Annotated in this window: 15 protein-coding genes; 11 read left to right on the top strand and 4 right to left on the bottom strand. The window is 68.4% G+C overall.

Annotated elements, in window-relative coordinates; genetic code table 11:
• The first annotated feature begins 65 nt into the window (after positions 1 to 65).
• Entirely contained in the window at positions 66 to 983 is a 918-nt protein-coding gene (locus NBW77_RS14090; RefSeq protein ID WP_165486182.1) for an SDR family NAD(P)-dependent oxidoreductase, read from the top strand.
• A gap of 502 nt (positions 984 to 1,485) precedes the next feature.
• Here NBW77_RS14090 and NBW77_RS14085 read toward each other — a convergent pair.
• From NBW77_RS14085 to NBW77_RS14075, 3 genes are all read right to left on the bottom strand, one after another.
• Positions 1,486 to 1,986, bottom strand: coding sequence for a MarR family winged helix-turn-helix transcriptional regulator (locus NBW77_RS14085; protein ID WP_131747324.1), 501 nt, complete (start codon positions 1,984 to 1,986; stop codon positions 1,486 to 1,488).
• Positions 1,983 to 2,429 carry an SRPBCC family protein gene (locus tag NBW77_RS14080; protein ID WP_131747325.1) on the bottom strand — a complete coding sequence of 149 codons (447 nt, stop codon included), beginning with the start codon at positions 2,427 to 2,429 and terminating at the stop codon, positions 1,983 to 1,985. The genes NBW77_RS14085 and NBW77_RS14080 overlap by 4 nt, the downstream gene beginning before the upstream one ends.
• Before the next feature lie 147 nt (positions 2,430 to 2,576).
• On the bottom strand, positions 2,577 to 2,789 hold the full coding sequence (locus tag NBW77_RS14075; RefSeq protein WP_131747326.1) for a hypothetical protein: 213 nt from the start codon (positions 2,787 to 2,789) through the stop codon (positions 2,577 to 2,579).
• 112 nt (positions 2,790 to 2,901) lie between these two features.
• Between NBW77_RS14075 and NBW77_RS22465 the strand changes: the two genes are divergently transcribed.
• Positions 2,902 to 3,288 carry an SPFH domain-containing protein gene (locus NBW77_RS22465; protein WP_131747327.1) on the top strand — a complete coding sequence of 129 codons (387 nt, stop codon included), beginning with the start codon at positions 2,902 to 2,904 and terminating at the stop codon, positions 3,286 to 3,288.
• On the opposite strand, the gene NBW77_RS14065 is transcribed toward NBW77_RS22465, so the two are convergent.
• Positions 3,270 to 4,085, bottom strand: a complete 816-nt coding sequence (locus NBW77_RS14065) for a hypothetical protein (RefSeq protein WP_165486174.1) — start codon at positions 4,083 to 4,085, stop codon at positions 3,270 to 3,272. The genes NBW77_RS22465 and NBW77_RS14065 overlap by 19 nt on opposite strands.
• A 428-nt stretch (positions 4,086 to 4,513) precedes the next feature.
• On the opposite strand from NBW77_RS14065, the gene NBW77_RS14060 reads away from it, so the two are divergent.
• The 9 genes from NBW77_RS14060 to NBW77_RS14025 form a co-directional block, all read left to right on the top strand.
• Complete coding sequence (locus NBW77_RS14060) at positions 4,514 to 4,870, top strand: ArsR/SmtB family transcription factor (RefSeq protein ID WP_131747329.1); 357 nt, start codon at positions 4,514 to 4,516, stop codon at positions 4,868 to 4,870.
• Between the two features lie 43 nt (positions 4,871 to 4,913).
• Complete coding sequence (locus NBW77_RS14055) at positions 4,914 to 5,375, top strand: SRPBCC family protein (protein ID WP_131747330.1); 462 nt, start codon at positions 4,914 to 4,916, stop codon at positions 5,373 to 5,375.
• A gap of 226 nt (positions 5,376 to 5,601) precedes the next feature.
• Positions 5,602 to 7,155, top strand: coding sequence for a Na+/H+ antiporter (locus tag NBW77_RS14050; RefSeq protein ID WP_131747331.1), 1,554 nt, complete (start codon positions 5,602 to 5,604; stop codon positions 7,153 to 7,155).
• 10 nt (positions 7,156 to 7,165) lie between these two features.
• Positions 7,166 to 7,291, top strand: a complete 126-nt coding sequence (locus NBW77_RS22090; RefSeq protein WP_284346931.1) for a hypothetical protein — start codon at positions 7,166 to 7,168, stop codon at positions 7,289 to 7,291.
• A gap of 386 nt (positions 7,292 to 7,677) precedes the next feature.
• The gene (kdpF, locus tag NBW77_RS14045) at positions 7,678 to 7,767 is read left to right on the top strand and encodes a K(+)-transporting ATPase subunit F (protein ID WP_131747332.1); all 90 of its coding nucleotides are present in this window, start codon (positions 7,678 to 7,680) and stop codon (positions 7,765 to 7,767) included.
• Positions 7,768 to 9,429, top strand: coding sequence for a potassium-transporting ATPase subunit KdpA (gene kdpA / locus NBW77_RS14040; protein ID WP_131747333.1), 1,662 nt, complete (start codon positions 7,768 to 7,770; stop codon positions 9,427 to 9,429).
• Complete coding sequence (gene kdpB / locus NBW77_RS14035; protein WP_131747334.1) at positions 9,429 to 11,591, top strand: potassium-transporting ATPase subunit KdpB; 2,163 nt, start codon at positions 9,429 to 9,431, stop codon at positions 11,589 to 11,591. The genes kdpA and kdpB overlap by 1 nt, the downstream gene beginning before the upstream one ends.
• A gap of 5 nt (positions 11,592 to 11,596) precedes the next feature.
• Positions 11,597 to 12,487, top strand: coding sequence for a potassium-transporting ATPase subunit C (locus NBW77_RS14030; RefSeq protein ID WP_250279860.1), 891 nt, complete (start codon positions 11,597 to 11,599; stop codon positions 12,485 to 12,487).
• Between the two features lie 21 nt (positions 12,488 to 12,508).
• Positions 12,509 to 14,328, top strand: a 1,820-nt coding sequence (locus tag NBW77_RS14025; RefSeq protein WP_250279859.1) for a DUF4118 domain-containing protein, incomplete at its 3' end; no start/stop codon positions are given.

Here is a 14,328-nt window from a genome sequence, read left to right as displayed (position 1 = left end):
GGACCTCGATCCCGTCGTCGCCCGCTTTGTTGGAAACCTGGTATCGAAGAGAACAGAAGGAAGCCATGTCCAGCCTTTTTGACATCCGGGACAAGGTCGTCGTGCTGACCGGGGCCAGCTATGGCCTCGGTGAAGTTATGGCCCTGGCCCTCGCTGATGCGGGCGCCGACCTTGTTCTCGCCGCCCGCAGCGGCGAACTCCTCCAAGCCGTTGCCGACGCTTGCACGCACAAGGGCGTCAAGGCCACCGCCGTGGTCGCAGACGTCTCGAAGGAGGAGGACGTGGCGCGGATTGTATCCAGGGCGATCGAGAGCTACGGCCGCATCGACGTCCTGGTGAACAACGCCGGGATCTCCGATCTTCGGGGCCTGCCTGCGGAGAACTTCGACCTGGAAACCTTCCGCCGTATCGTCGACGTCGACATGGTCGGCGCCTACCTGCTTGCCAGGGACGCCGGCCGGCACATGCTGGCGGCAGGGTCCGGCTCGATCATCAACATCTGCTCGATCCTCGCTAGTGGGGCCAACGAGCTCAGCGTCATCGGCTACACCGCAGCCAAGGGCGCTCTGCTCAACCTGACTTACCAACTTGGCTGCGAGTGGGCCGACCGGGGCGTCCGGGTCAACGCCCTCTCGCCGGGGTTCATCGTGACCCCGATGACGGCGCCCGGCCTCGAGGGTTTGGGCGTCGCGGAGTACGTCGCCAGCCGGACCCCGATGCGGCGCGTCGGCCGGGCCGAGGAGCTCATCGGGCCGTTGCTGTTCCTCGCCTCAGACGCCTCCAGCTACGTCACCGGGCTCAACCTCCTGGTTGACGGCGGCACCAACGCCGGCAACGGCTACTACCAGGTGCAGCCGGGACATCATGGCTGGGGTGCCATGCTGGGGGCGCCGATGGTCGGCGACCCCTATCCTGGGCTAGTCCCCATGCCGGAGCGGTTCGCGCCCTGGAAGGGCGGCATCCCCGGCATGCACACCCACTGAGGTATGCCGTCCAACTGGTTCCTCCCCGCTGACCGCACGACCGGTACAAATCCGCCGCCGTGTGCGCCGGCGCGCGAGCCCGGTTCGGTAGCGGTACGGCAGTGAAACAGCGCCGGGTGCCCACCAAGATCATGTCCTGCTACCAAGCCTCGAAAATTCATGCCATGATCGCTAGCAGACCGGATCTTGCCGGCAGGGGGCCTGTAGCGAGTAGGGCGAGATGCGGATCAGGATCTTGTGACGTTGACCATGAATGATGTGTCGTCGGGTGGTCCGGAAGGATCGAGTGGGAAGGGGAGGAGGGAGTCCGGGCCGAGGGATGGCCAGGCGACGCGGCGGACGTTCACCGCTTCGTACAAGTTGAGGATCGTCGGGGAGTACGACGCGTTGACCGAGCACGGCGCTCGGGGGGCGTTGCTGCGTAGGGAAGGGCTGTACGAGCGTGTGCTCAGTCGGCCGGAGCGACAACCAGGCTTGTCACCGTGGGTGCAGGCCGCTCCGGTTACTCGGCTTGCGGTGTCTCGCCGGCCCGCCTGGCCAGGTGGACGTCAACCGGGGACACCGGCTGGGCGCGCTCCAGTTGGGCAAGGACGCGCAATGACGCCAGAAAGGGCTCGGAGAGGGTACCGAAGAAGTCGCTGTCAACTTGTTCGACGATCACGATCGCCTGCTGTGCCAGGGCGGCGCCACGATCGGTCACGGTGATGACCTTCGCGCGGGTGTCCCGGGTGTCCGCATGCCGCGCCACGAGGCCCTTGCGTTCGAGTTTACTCAGAATCTGGGAGGTCATCCGGATGTCGGTGGCGGCCTGGGTGGCGATGGCAACCTGATTGGGCTGTTGACCGTGCTCGTTGAGCCACCATGTGCAGGCGAGTAACACGAACTGTACGTGAGTCAGGCCCAACGGGCCGAGCGCTTCGGTGACGGCACGTTGCCAACGTAGTGTAACGTGCCACAGCAGAAAGCCGGGACTCTCAGCTGGGCCTCCCGCGAAGCGGGTCACGACCCGGAGACCGCTTGCGTAACATTCCGCAGTCGAGCGGCGGCGAAAAGGTCCTCCATGGCAGCCGGAAAGTCCTCGCTGATCTGGGGACCCAGCCCCGGGCCCACCTCGTCGGCTCTCGGACCATCGATCTCCAAACGGTGGGTGACCTTGGTCCCGCCGTCACCGAGCGGCGCAAGGGTATGCCGGAACAGAAGGGTGACTTCACCGAAGGCGGTCTGGTCCGCGTAGACTTCGGCCTCCACGAGCTCGATGATCTTTGACTTGAAGGTGTCCTGCCCCTGCGGTGTGACCGAGATTTCCGTGCCGACGGCGAACGGGCCGTGCAACTCGAACGTGTCGCTGTTGTCGCTCAGCTTCACACCGGAATGCAGGTCCCGCAGTGCGGCCCAGACGGCCTCGGGTGAGACGTCCGCCACCGCGCTGTATTCGGTAGTCCACATGGCTGCTCCCTCCGGATGATCCGTGCGGAGATTATATACGCGGAGACTATAGGTCAAGGTCTCGAAGCCCGGGGCCTCGTCGATGACCTACGGTCGGCGGTTTCCACCGACATCCGTAGGTGGTTTCCGTCGCTATCGCAATGGTTCCTACCTACGGTCGGCGGACCAGGCGGCGTTGGTGAAGGCGAGGAGGAGATCGGTGGGATGCCTGGATCCGGCGGGTGGGGTGGAACGCAACCGCCGCTCGGTGCGTAGCGGGCGGTCCTCGTCCTGCGGGCGCCGAAGCGGTGCCGATGAGATCCGTCGGGTGGCGAGAATGCCGAGGTAGATCGCTACCGTTGACCGGTGAGGATTCTTCATGCCGATGATCCTCTTCCTGGTCGTCCTCCGCTGGTGCGGGGGACCGCTGCGGGCCACCGGCCGGTAGGGCGTCGCGTCCGCATACGACTGACGCCGGTCGTGCCAACCTCCGGTGGTCCTCGCTCCGTCACACGATTCTCTGTGGTCGTCGCGCCAGTGGGAGGCGACGGCCGTGATCCCCAACGGTCGCCTCGACCGGGTTCTCGAGCCAGGCCGGCACCGCTACCGCAGGTCGCGGGTGTCCCACCAGGTTGTGGACATGCGCCCGCGGATCCCTGTCGTGAACAGCCAGGAGATCCTGACCTCCGACGAGGTGACCGTGCGGATCAGCCCGATCGCCCGGTGGCGGGCCACGGAGCCGACCGCGTTCGTGACGGCCGCGCCGACCGTCAGCAAGACGAACGGCGCGACGCCGGTCATGCCGTCCATGGCGATCCCGCGCGGCGTGTCCACCCCCAGGCCTGATTCTGACCCTGAAGATCAGCTGATGTGCTGGTAGCAAACCTGCGACAGGTATCCGGGAACGGCCGTGGGACGAGTGTTCCCGGGGCAGGTGTGACCCTGGGGAACCAGAGCGGTGATCTTTAGTGCGAGATACCTGTCGGTGCATGGACGGCGGTTCGCCACCCGCATGAAGGTGTTCGCGTCGACGCAGTCGCCGACGACCGGCAGCCAGCCGCCGTTCTTGGCGAGGCATATGACCGGCGTGACCTTGCTCTTGATTGTGATCGTGTAAATGGCCGAGGGTGGGCACCCGCCCGCCGCGTCCGCCCGCCCCACGACCTGGCCGAACCATTCCTTGCCGAAAGTGACACCGTCCACGGTCCAGTCGTTTGTCGTACATGCCACCTCGTCCAGGTTGTTGCTGTAGGTGGCATAGACCTGCAGACAGTCACCGGAGCGGACGAGGCCGCCGCCCTGACCTGGGTCGCCCGGGTGCGGCGCGTTGAGGTTGCGTAGGCACGCCGTCCGGGTTTCCAGGCTGAGATTGCTGCGGATGCTTGCGATCTCATCGGTATCCTCCGGGCAGCCGAGATCCTCGGTCGAGGCGCTCGGCGTGGACAGGACGGAACCACCGGGGCCCATCTGGATGATCTTCGCGTAGGCGGTCCTGTCGTCGCAGTGCACAGCCCCGTACTGTGCCGGGACGCGGGTAATACCGTGGACCGTCGTCGGCTCGACGGTGACCCGCACGCATCCGCCGACACCGAAGAACGCGGGCTCGGTGGACCCGGAGCCGTGGCGGGACGCGCATGCGGTCAGGCCGGTGGCCGTCACGACCGCTGCCAGGATCATGACAGCGATGCTCGGGCAGCGCATGGGAAGGCGACGTGGCGGCCGGCCGCCGGGAACGGGGAAGCGAACGGGTGACGGCGGCCCCGGTGGGGACGGCATCGCGAACGTGGGTTGCCGGGGCGGCCACCATCGAGGCTGGTCGGGGTGGGGGTCGAAGGCTGCCATGGCTGCCCCTGTCCGGCTCGCTCTGTCTGATTCGTGCTGTGTGGCTCGTGCTGTCTCGCGCTGCCGTGCTTGCGCATTTCATGCACCGCCGGGTTGTGCGGTTTTACGCTGATTGCACCCTATGTGACGCCGAGCAGCGGAGCCCTCAGGGGTCGGAGCGGCGCGGTGGCGAAGCCTCGCGGAAGTTGTCGGCGGTGCTTGACGACGCGACGACCTCGCCCTATGTTTAACGTATCAGTTAATTAGCGGTAGGGTTAAATGCGATGGCATCCGATCGGCTTAGCATCATCTTCGCGGCGCTCGCGGACCCGACCCGCCGGGCGATCCTGGCCCGGCTGGCGGAAGGGGACGCGACCGTCTCGGAGTTGGCCGAACCGTTCACCATCAGCCTCCCCGCGATCTCGCGGCACCTGAAAGTGCTCGAGCAGGCCGGGCTGATCTCCCGGAGCCGCACGGCCCAGTGGCGCTCAAGCAGCCTCAATCCCGGGCCGCTCCAGGAGGCCACCGCGTGGATGGAGCGCTACCGGCAGTTCTGGGACACCAGCTTCGAGCGCCTCGACGCGCACCTGCGACACGTCCAGCAAGCGCAGTCGACACCGGCGGACCAGCAGCAACAGTGAGAAGACAACCCCAAGAAGACAGCAGCGAGAAAGGAACAGCGCCATGGCGGACTCCACACCCACCAACGAACTGGTCATCACCCGGATCTTCGACGCTCCGCGGGAGCTCGTCTACCGGGCCTTCACCGACCCCGACCAGCTCGCGCAGTGGTTTGGCCCGGTGGGGTACTCCGTGCCTCGCGACACCGTCGACATCGACGTCCGGGTCGGCGGCCACCAGCGGTTCGTAATGGTCAGCGACGACGATCCGGGCATGACCTCGCCCGTCAACGCGAGATTCACCGAGGTCGTCGAGAACGAACTCCTCGTGGGCACCGAGGATTGGGAAGGCATGCCGGGCCAGGAGGGGATCACCCACATGTATATGCGGCTCGAGTTCCACGACGAGGGTGGCAAGACCCGGCTGGTGCTGCGGCAGGGCCCCTACACCGAGGAGGTGGAGGGCATGGCCCGCGAGGGCTGGAGCAGCTCGTTCACCAAGCTCGACGCCCTGCTCGCGCGCTGACGGGTCAACGCAGGCCCGGTCCGCTTACACGAACACCCGGCGGGCCGGGCGGGCGGACCAGGCCGGTTTCCCGACTCCTACCGGATCTTCCGACCCACCGCGGGAGGTAAGCTCCGAGGAATTGCTAAAGTGTGTTCCACGGTGTGCCGGGAAGTCTGGTCGGCGCGGGGGATGGACTGCGGCGATCCGCGGCAGCAACTCCGATCATGGACCAGAGGTTCGGCGGATGCGCGCGGTGGGGACCGTCCTCTTTCTTGTGGTGCTGGCCACCGCTGTAGCTACGGGGGCACGCCGCTGGCGGGTGCCCGCTCCGCCGCTGCTGGTGCTGGCCGGTCTTGCGGTGGCGCTCATGCCGGGCACTCCCACCCTGCACATAGCGCCGCAGACCATCGGTCTGGTCGTCCTGCCCCCGTTGCTGTACGCCTCCGCCGAGGAGCTGTCACTACGCGACCTGCACGCGGTGTGGCGGCCCGTCATCGTCCTGGCGTTCGGCCTGGTGCTGGCCTCCTCCGCCGCGGTGGGCGCGCTGACCGCTGCGCTCACGCCGTTGCCGGCCGCCATGGCTTTCGTGCTGGGCGCGGTGCTGGCCAGCACCGACCCGGTCGCGGTCACCGCACTCGGCCGCAGGCTCGCGCTTCCCGGCCGGGTGCAGGTACTGGTACAGGCGGAGAGCCTGTTCAACGACGCCACCTCGCTGGTGCTCTTCAAGGTCGCCGTCACCGTCGCGGCGGCCTCCGGCGCGGTCGGCTGGGAGGTGGCCGGCGGCCAGTTCGTCCTGCTCGCGGGCGGTGGCAGTGCGATGGGCGTGGTGGTCGCGGCCCTGGTCGCGGTCATCCGCCGCCGCACCACCGACCCCGTGCTGGAGACCGTGATCGCTCTGGTCACCCCGTACGCCGCCTACGTACTGGCCGAGTCCGCCCACACGTCGGGGGTCACCGCCGTCGTGGTCGCAGGCGTGGTGCTGGGCCGATCCGGGCACCAGCTCAGCGACGCCCACATCCGGCTGCAACTGCACGCTGTATACGCGGTGGTGGTCTTCCTGCTGGAGAGCGTCGTCTTCAGCATCGTCGGCCTCGAACTGCCTTCCCTGATCCGTGAACTCCCGGCCGGAACCGGTCTGTGGCCGCTGCAGGCGCTCGCCATCGCCGCCACTCTGATCGCCCTGCGGGTGGTGTGGATGTTTCCACTGTCCGCGGCGGTCAGGCCGGCCAGGGGCCGTCCGTCCTGGCGTCTGGCGGGTGTGGTGACCTGGGCTGGCACCCGGGGTGTGATGCCGCTGGCCGCGGCGCTGTCCATCCCGCTCGCCGCCACCGACGGCACCCCACTGCCCGGACGCCCCCTGGTCCTGACCCTCACCACCGCCGTCGTCGTCTTCACCCTCGTCGTCCAGGGCCTGAGCCTTGCCCACGTCGTGGGTCGTTCCGGATTCGCTCTCGAACCCGAGCACACCGCTCGGGAGGAGGCCCGCGCCCGCGACAGCCTCATCCACGCCGGGCTCACCCACCTCGACCACATCACCGGGCTGGAAACCATCCCCGAAGCGGCCATCGACCGCGTGCGTCGCAACCTCGACGCACGCCTGGAGCAACCCACCGAGAACAACGACGACCAGTCGGGCAGAACCCTCCTGCAGGCATACCGCGAGCTGCGCCGCGAGGTGATCGCCGTGCAGAGCGCCGAGCTACGCCGCCTGTATGACGCCCACCAGGTCAGCGACACGACACGGCGACGCCTGCAACGCGACCTGGACCTGGAGGAGGCCGGTCTCGGCGGGCGCTGAGGTCCGAGCGGTGCGCACATTGACGACGCCCACCTGCATCCGTACCGGCATCCTGCTGATCGGCGTCCTGCTCGGTCTGCAGGTCTTCTGCGCCCGGAGGTTCAGGCGTCTGGTCAGTCCTCGCCAACGCGGATGAAAGCCGCTATCCGATGATCCGTTCGGGGGATCCCCCGGCGCCGGAATCTTCCCGCCGCCGGTGACGACCGGACACCGCGTCTGTTGATGACGGCCGGCGTCAACGCGGCGTAGGAATTTTCCGGATGGGCGTACACAGGGCGTCAACGCCTGCTGCGTGTGGCACCTGCGTGGTCCAGCATGGCCGACGGCACGCCAGGGTGGCTGCCATCGGTTGAGGGAGTGTCCGGTGCCCGTGCAACGAGCCTGGTGGCAATCGTCCACCGGGCATTCCTCCTCCGACTGACCCAAAGGCCAGGAGTTCCCCGTGCGTGACGTCATCTTCGTGCTTATCACTGTTGCGGTGTTCGCGCTGCTTGCCCTGACCGTGAAGGGGGCGGAAAAGCTGTGAATGCGGAAAACATCGCCGGTCTGATCCTCGCCGTCGCGACCACGATCTTCCTGGTGGTCGCCCTCCTCTTCCCGGAGAGATTCTAGATGAACACGACGACCGCGGGGTTCGTCCTCGTCGTCGTACTCGTCGGCGCGCTGGCACTCACCTACGGGCCGTTCGGCGACTACATGTACCGCGTCTACACGGGCAAGCGCCACCTGCGGGTGGAACGGGGCGTGTACCGGCTGGTGGGGGTGGATCCCGAGGCCGATCAGCGCTGGAGCACCTACCTGCGCAGCGTGCTCGCGTTCTCCGCCGTCGGGATGCTGTTCCTCTACGCCTTCCTGCGGCTGCAGCATCATCTGCTGCTCAACCTCGGCTTCAAGGGGATGGAGCAGGGCCAGGCGTTCAACACGGCGGCGAGCTTCGTCACGAACACCAACTGGCAGTCGTACTCCGGTGAGTCGACCCTCGGGCATCTCGTGCAGATGGCCGGGCTCGCGGTGCAGAACTTCGTCTCGGCCGCCGTCGGCATGTCGGTCGCGATCGCGCTGGTCCGCGGCTTCGCCCGCAAGCGGACCGACCAGGTCGGCAACTTCTGGATGGATTTGACCCGGACGTGCCTGCGGATCCTGCTGCCCGTCAGCATCGTGGCCGCGGTCGTGCTGATCGCCGGCGGCGCGATCCAGAACCTGCACGGCAACCACGACGTCACCACGCTGGTCGGCGGCAGCCAGAGCGTGACCGGCGGCCCGGTGGCGAGCCAGGAGGCCATCAAGGAGTTCGGTACCAACGGGGGTGGTTTCTACAACGTCAACTCGGCGCACCCGTTCGAGAACCCGACGAGCTGGACCAACTGGTTCGAAATCTATCTGCTGCTGGCGATCGGCTTCTCGCTGCCCCGCACGTTCGGCCGGATGGTCGGCAACACCCGGCAGGGGCTGGCGATCGTGGCGGTGATGGCGACGCTGGCCATAGGCAGTCTCGCCCTCAACGCCGGTTTCCAGCTGGCGCACCACGGCACGGTCCCGACCGCGGTGGGCGCGGCGACCGAGGGCACGGAGACCCGTTTCGGAGTGCCCGACTCGGCCACGTTCGCCACCGCGACGACGCTGACCTCGACCGGTGCGGTCGACTCCTTTCACGACTCCTACACGAGTCTGGCCGGTGCGACACTGCTGCTCAACATGATGCTCGGGGAGATCGCGCCGGGCGGCACCGGGTCGGGGCTGTACGGCATGCTCGTGCTGGCCATCATCACGGTGTTCGTCGCCGGACTGATGATCGGACGAACGCCGGAGTATCTCGGGAAGAAAATCGGTAGCCGGGAAATCAAGTTCGCCTCCCTGTACATCCTCACCACACCGTCGATCGCGCTGATCGGCACGGCGATCGCGATGGCCCTGCCCGGTGAGCGGGCCGGGATGCTCAACTCGGGCGCGCACGGCCTTTCCGAGGTCCTCTACGCCTTCACCTCGGCGGCGAACAACAACGGCTCCGCCTTCGCCGGCATCACCGTGAACACCAACTGGTACAACACGGCGCTCGGTATCGCGATGCTCGCGGGACGGTTCCTGCCGATGGTGTTCGTTCTCGGCCTGGCCGGGTCGCTGGCCCGCCAGCAGCCCGTGCCGGTCTCGGCCGGGACGTTGCCGACCCAACGGCCGCAGTTCGCCGGGATGCTCACCGGCGTCGCCGTCATCGTCGTCGCACTCACCTACTTCCCGGCGCTCGCGCTCGGACCTCTCGCGGAGGGTCTGCACTGATGTCCACCACTACGATCGGAGCGCCCGAGTCACCGCCTGACGTCCCGGTGTCCCCGGAGCCACGGCGCAGGGTGCAGGGCGGGCTGCTCGACCCGAAGCAGTTGTGGCGCTCCGCTCCGGACGCGCTGCGCAAGCTGAATCCGGCAACGCTCTACCGCAACCCGGTCATGTTCATCGTGGAGATCGGCGCGGTCTTCACCACTGTGCTCGCGATCCGTGATGAGACCGCCTTTGCCTGGCTGATAGTCGTCTGGTTGTGGCTGACCGCGCTGTTCGCGAACCTCGCCGAGGCGGTCGCCGAAGGCCGCGGGAAGGCCCAGGCCGAGGCGCTGCGGCGGACGAAGACCGACACCCTCGCCCGGCGTCTGACGCCGACGGGCGGTGAGGAACAGGTGCCCGCCCCGCAGCTGCGGCAGGGCGACCGGGTCGTCGTCGAGGCGGGTGATTTCATCCCCGGCGACGGGGATGTCGTCGAGGGCATCGCCAGCGTGGACGAGTCGGCGATCACCGGCGAGTCCGCGCCGGTGATCCGCGAGGCGGGCGGTGACCGCTCGTCGGTGACCGGTGGCACCCGGGTGCTGTCCGACCGCATCGTCGTGGAGATCACCCAGAAGCCGGGGGAGAGCTTCATCGACCGGATGATCGCGCTGGTGGAGGGCGCGAACCGGCAGAAGACCCCGAACGAGATCGCGCTGAACATCCTGCTGGCCTCGTTGACGATCATCTTCCTGCTCGCGGTCGCGACGCTGCAGCCACTGGCGATCTTCTCGAAGGCGCGGCAGCCCGGTATCCCCGACACCTCGGCGCTGGGCGCCAACGGTGTGACCGGCATCGTGCTGGTGTCGCTGCTGGTCTGCCTGATCCCCACCACGATCGGGGCGCTGCTGTCCGCGATCGGCATCGCCGGGATGGACCGACTGGTGCAACGCAACGTGCTGGCGATGAGCGGCCGTGCCGTGGAGGCCGCCGGCGACGTGAACACCCTGCTGCTGGACAAGACCGGAACGATCACAATCGGTAACCGGGAGGCGCGCGAGTTCCTCCCGGTCGGCGGTACCAGCGACGGGGAGCTGGCCGGGGCCGCGCAGCTGTCCTCACTGGCCGACGAGACGCCCGAGGGCCGCTCCATCGTGATCTACGCCAAGAATACCTACGGCCTGCGGGAACGCGCCCCCGGCGAGTTGACCCACGCGAGGTTCGTCGCGTTCACCGCGCAGACCCGGATGTCGGGGGTGGACCTCGACGGCACCGACGACGGCCAGTCGGCAAGCGAGGTCCGCAAAGGTGCGGCCAGCGCCGTCATGAGCTGGGTCCGCGAACACGGCGGAACGATCCCGCCGGAGACCGGCGAGCTGGTGGACGGCATCTCCGCCTCCGGCGGCACACCGCTGCTGGTCGCCCGGGCACAGGACGGGGCCGCCCGGGTCCTCGGCATCGTCGCCCTGCGTGACGTCGTCAAGCAGGGCATGCGGGAGCGGTTCGACGAGATGCGGCGGATGGGCATCCGCACGGTGATGATCACTGGTGACAACCCGCTGACCGCCCGCTCCATCGCCGAGGAGGCCGGGGTCGACGACTTCCTCGCCGAGGCCACCCCGGAGGACAAGCTTGCGCTGATCAAGCGGGAGCAGGCGGGCGGCAAGCTCGTCGCGATGACCGGCGACGGTACCAACGACGCCCCCGCGCTGGCCCAGGCCGATGTCGGCGTCGCCATGAACACCGGTACGTCGGCGGCGAAGGAAGCCGGCAACATGGTCGACCTGGACTCCAACCCGACGAAGCTCATTGAGATCGTCGAGATCGGCAAGCAGCTCCTCATCACCCGCGGCGCCCTGACCACGTTCTCCATCGCCAACGACGTGGCCAAGTACTTCGCGATCATCCCGGCGATGTTCGCCGCGGTGTACCCGGGGCTGGACACGCTGAACATCATGCGGCTGCACAGCCCGCAATCGGCGATCCTGTCCGCGGTCATCTTCAACGCCCTGGTCATCATCGCGTTGATTCCACTCGCCCTGCGCGGCGTGCGCTACCGGCCGGCCAGCGCCTCGGCGATGTTGCGCCGCAACCTCTGTATCTACGGCATCGGAGGCCTGGTCATCCCGTTCATCGGCATCAAGCTCATCGACCTGGTCATCCAGTTCATCCCCGGAGCCCGGTGATCATCATGGCTTCCCGTACCCCTTCCTGGATCCGCCAACATCTCGCCGCGCTGCGGGCACTGCTCGTCTTCACCGTCCTGCTCGGCCTGGGCTACCCGCTGCTGATCCTCGGCATCGCCCAGCTCCCCGGCCTGAAGGACAAGGCGAACGGTTCGTTCGTCCACGACGCCAAGGGCAACGTGGTCGGCTCACGCCTCATCGGCCAGTCGTTCACCGACGACCAGGGCAACCCGATCGCGAAATACTTCCAGTCCCGGCCGTCGGCGGCCGGCAGCGGCTACGACCCGACCGCGACCAGCGCAAGCAACCTGGGCCCGGAAAGCACCGTCGACACCCTGGCGGACCCGAGCGTGAAGGACGACACCGGCAAGCAGAGCCTGCTCACCGCGGTCTGTGCCCGCAGTGTCGCGATCGGCACGCTCGAGGGTGTCGACGGGGCGCGGCCGTACTGCACCGCCGGCGGCGTCGGGGCCGTCCTGGCGGTGTTCTACGACCAGCCCGGCTACCAGGGCAACGTCACCCGCGTGGTCAGCGTCAACGAGGAGTGCCCGGCGGCTCCGTTCCTCACGAACTTCGACGGGGTGAAGGTCGAGTGCCACACCTTCGGCGACGACGTCTCCGCCGGCAAGCTAGTCGCCGTGCGCGGCAACGCGCCCGCCACGCCGGCGGTGCCCGCCGACGCGGTCACCGCGAGCGCCAGTGGGCTTGACCCCGACATCTCGCCCGCCTACGCCCGGCTACAGGCCAACCGGGTGGCGAAGGCTTGCGGCCTCGATCCGGCCGTCGTCCGCAGGCTCGTCGACGACCACGTCCACGGCCGGGCGGTGGGCTTCCTGGGTGAACCCACCGTCAACGTCCTCGACCTGAACAGGGCCTTGGAGCAGGCCGCGAAGTAGCCGTCGAGAGGAGGCGATCGGATGAGCCGGGGGCGGTTGCGCGTCTATCTCGGAGCCGCCCCCGGGGTCGGCAAGACCTACGCCATGCTCGCCGAAGGGCACCGCCGCCGTGAGCGGGGAAGCGACGTGGTGGTGGCGCTGGTGGAGACGCACGGTCGCGCCCAGACCGCGGCCATGCTGGACGGCCTCGAGGCGGTTGCCCGCCAGGAGCTGACCTACCGCGGGAGCGTCTTCACCGAGATGGACCTCGACGCCGTCCTGGCCCGGGCGCCGCAGGTCGCGCTGGTCGACGAACTCGCCCACAGCAACGTCCCGGGCGTCCGTAACGACAAGCGGTGGCAGGATGTCGAGGAGCTGCTGGCGGCTGGTATCGACGTCATCACCACCGTCAATGTGCAACACCTGGAGTCCCTGGGCGACGTCGTCGAGGCGGTCACCGCAGTGGCGCAGCACGAGACGGTGCCCGACGAGGTGGTGCGGCGGGCCAGCCAGGTGGAGCTGGTGGACATGGCCCCCGAGGCCCTGCGCCGGCGGCTGGCGCACGGCAACGTCTACCCTGCCGACAAGATCGATGCTGCGCTGGGGCACTACTTCCGGGTCGGCAATCTGACGGCATTGCGTGAGCTTGCGCTTCTGTGGGTGGCGGACAAGGTCGACGAGCAGCTTGACGACTACCGCGCGCAGCACGGCATCACCCGTCGCTGGGAGACGCGGGAGCGGGTTGTCGTCGCGCTCAGCGGCGGCCCGGAGGGCCAGACGCTGATCCGCCGGGCGGCCCGGATCGCCGCCCGTGCCGCCGGCGGGGAACTACTGGCCGTCTACGTCACCAGCAGTGATGGCCTGCTCGCCGCTTCCGCCGCGGAGTTGCAACGTCAGCGTGAGCTGGTCGAAAGCCTCGGCGGCAGCTACCACCAGGTCGTCGGGCATGACATCGCCGGCGCGTTGCTCGACTTCGCCCGTGCCGAACACGCCAACCAGCTCGTCCTCGGTGCCAGCCGCCGCACGTGGCTCGGTACCCTGCTGGACGGGCGGGGAGTAGCCGCCGACGTCATCCGCCGGTCCGGGCAGATCGACGTGCACATCGTCCCGCACGAGCAGGTCGGCAAGGGCCGTGGACTGCCCGGCCTCACCGGTGGCCTCACCCTCCGGCGCCGGCTCGCCGGCGCGGCCCTGGCCGCCGTCGGACTGCTCGCGCTCACGGTCACCCTCACCCGCCTGCCCGACAGCCCCGGTTTCGCCAGCGACCTGTTGCTGTACCTGACCGTGGTCGTCGCCGTGGCACTGGTCGGCGGGGCCTACCCGGCGGTGCCGGCGGCCGTGGCTGCGAGCCTGCTGCTGGACTGGTACTTCACCCTGCCCCTGCACACCCTTTACGTCCGCGACCCCGGGAACATCCTGGCGCTCGTGGTGTTCGTCCTGCTGGCGGCCGCCGTCAGCGGTGTCGTCGACATCGCCGCCCGGCGGACCAGGCAGGCTGCCCGGGCCCGCGCCGAGGCGCAGACCCTGTCAACCCTGTCCGGCAGCCTCGTCGCAGGGCAGGACGCCCTGCCCGCACTGCTCGACCGGGTCCGGGAGACCTTCAACGCGGCCTCCGCCGCGCTCCTCGAACGCCACAGCACGGGGATCATCCGCAGCCGCGACAGCTGGACCGTGGTCGGCGTCAGCGGGCCGGATCCGTGCCTGGACCCGGAGGCGGCCGACACCGACGTGGAGATCCGCCCCGACCTGCACCTGGCACTGCGCGGCCGGACGCTGCCCGCCGCCGACCGCAGCGTGCTCACCGCGTTCGCCGCGCAGGCCGCCGCCGCGCTCGAGCACCGCCGGCTGTCGGCGCAGGCCGC

The organism is Frankia sp. Cppng1_Ct_nod, assembly GCF_920656135.1.
In the GTDB taxonomy this organism is placed as follows: Bacteria; Actinomycetota; Actinomycetes; order Frankiales; family Frankiaceae; genus Protofrankia; species Protofrankia meridionalis.
The sequence above is the reverse complement of the archived record's forward strand: the minus strand, read 5'-3'. Positions and strand labels throughout refer to the sequence as shown.

Bases quoted from the DNA above. Each gene is read 5' to 3' on its own strand.
- NBW77_RS14090 (WP_165486182.1), top strand. From the start codon at position 66: ATGTCCAGCCTTTTTGACATCCGGGACAAGGTCGTCGTGCTGACCGGG.
- NBW77_RS14080 (WP_131747325.1), bottom strand. From the start codon at position 2,429: ATGTGGACTACCGAATACAGCGCGGTGGCGGACGTCTCACCCGAGGCC.
- NBW77_RS14075 (WP_131747326.1), bottom strand. From the start codon at position 2,789: ATGAAGAATCCTCACCGGTCAACGGTAGCGATCTACCTCGGCATTCTC.
- NBW77_RS14065 (WP_165486174.1), bottom strand. From the start codon at position 4,085: ATGATCCTGGCAGCGGTCGTGACGGCCACCGGCCTGACCGCATGCGCG.
- NBW77_RS14060 (WP_131747329.1), top strand. From the start codon at position 4,514: ATGGCATCCGATCGGCTTAGCATCATCTTCGCGGCGCTCGCGGACCCG.
- NBW77_RS14055 (WP_131747330.1), top strand. From the start codon at position 4,914: ATGGCGGACTCCACACCCACCAACGAACTGGTCATCACCCGGATCTTC.
- NBW77_RS14050 (WP_131747331.1), top strand. From the start codon at position 5,602: ATGCGCGCGGTGGGGACCGTCCTCTTTCTTGTGGTGCTGGCCACCGCT.
- kdpA (WP_131747333.1), top strand. From the start codon at position 7,768: ATGAACACGACGACCGCGGGGTTCGTCCTCGTCGTCGTACTCGTCGGC.
- kdpB (WP_131747334.1), top strand. From the start codon at position 9,429: ATGTCCACCACTACGATCGGAGCGCCCGAGTCACCGCCTGACGTCCCG.
- NBW77_RS14030 (WP_250279860.1), top strand. From the start codon at position 11,597: ATGGCTTCCCGTACCCCTTCCTGGATCCGCCAACATCTCGCCGCGCTG.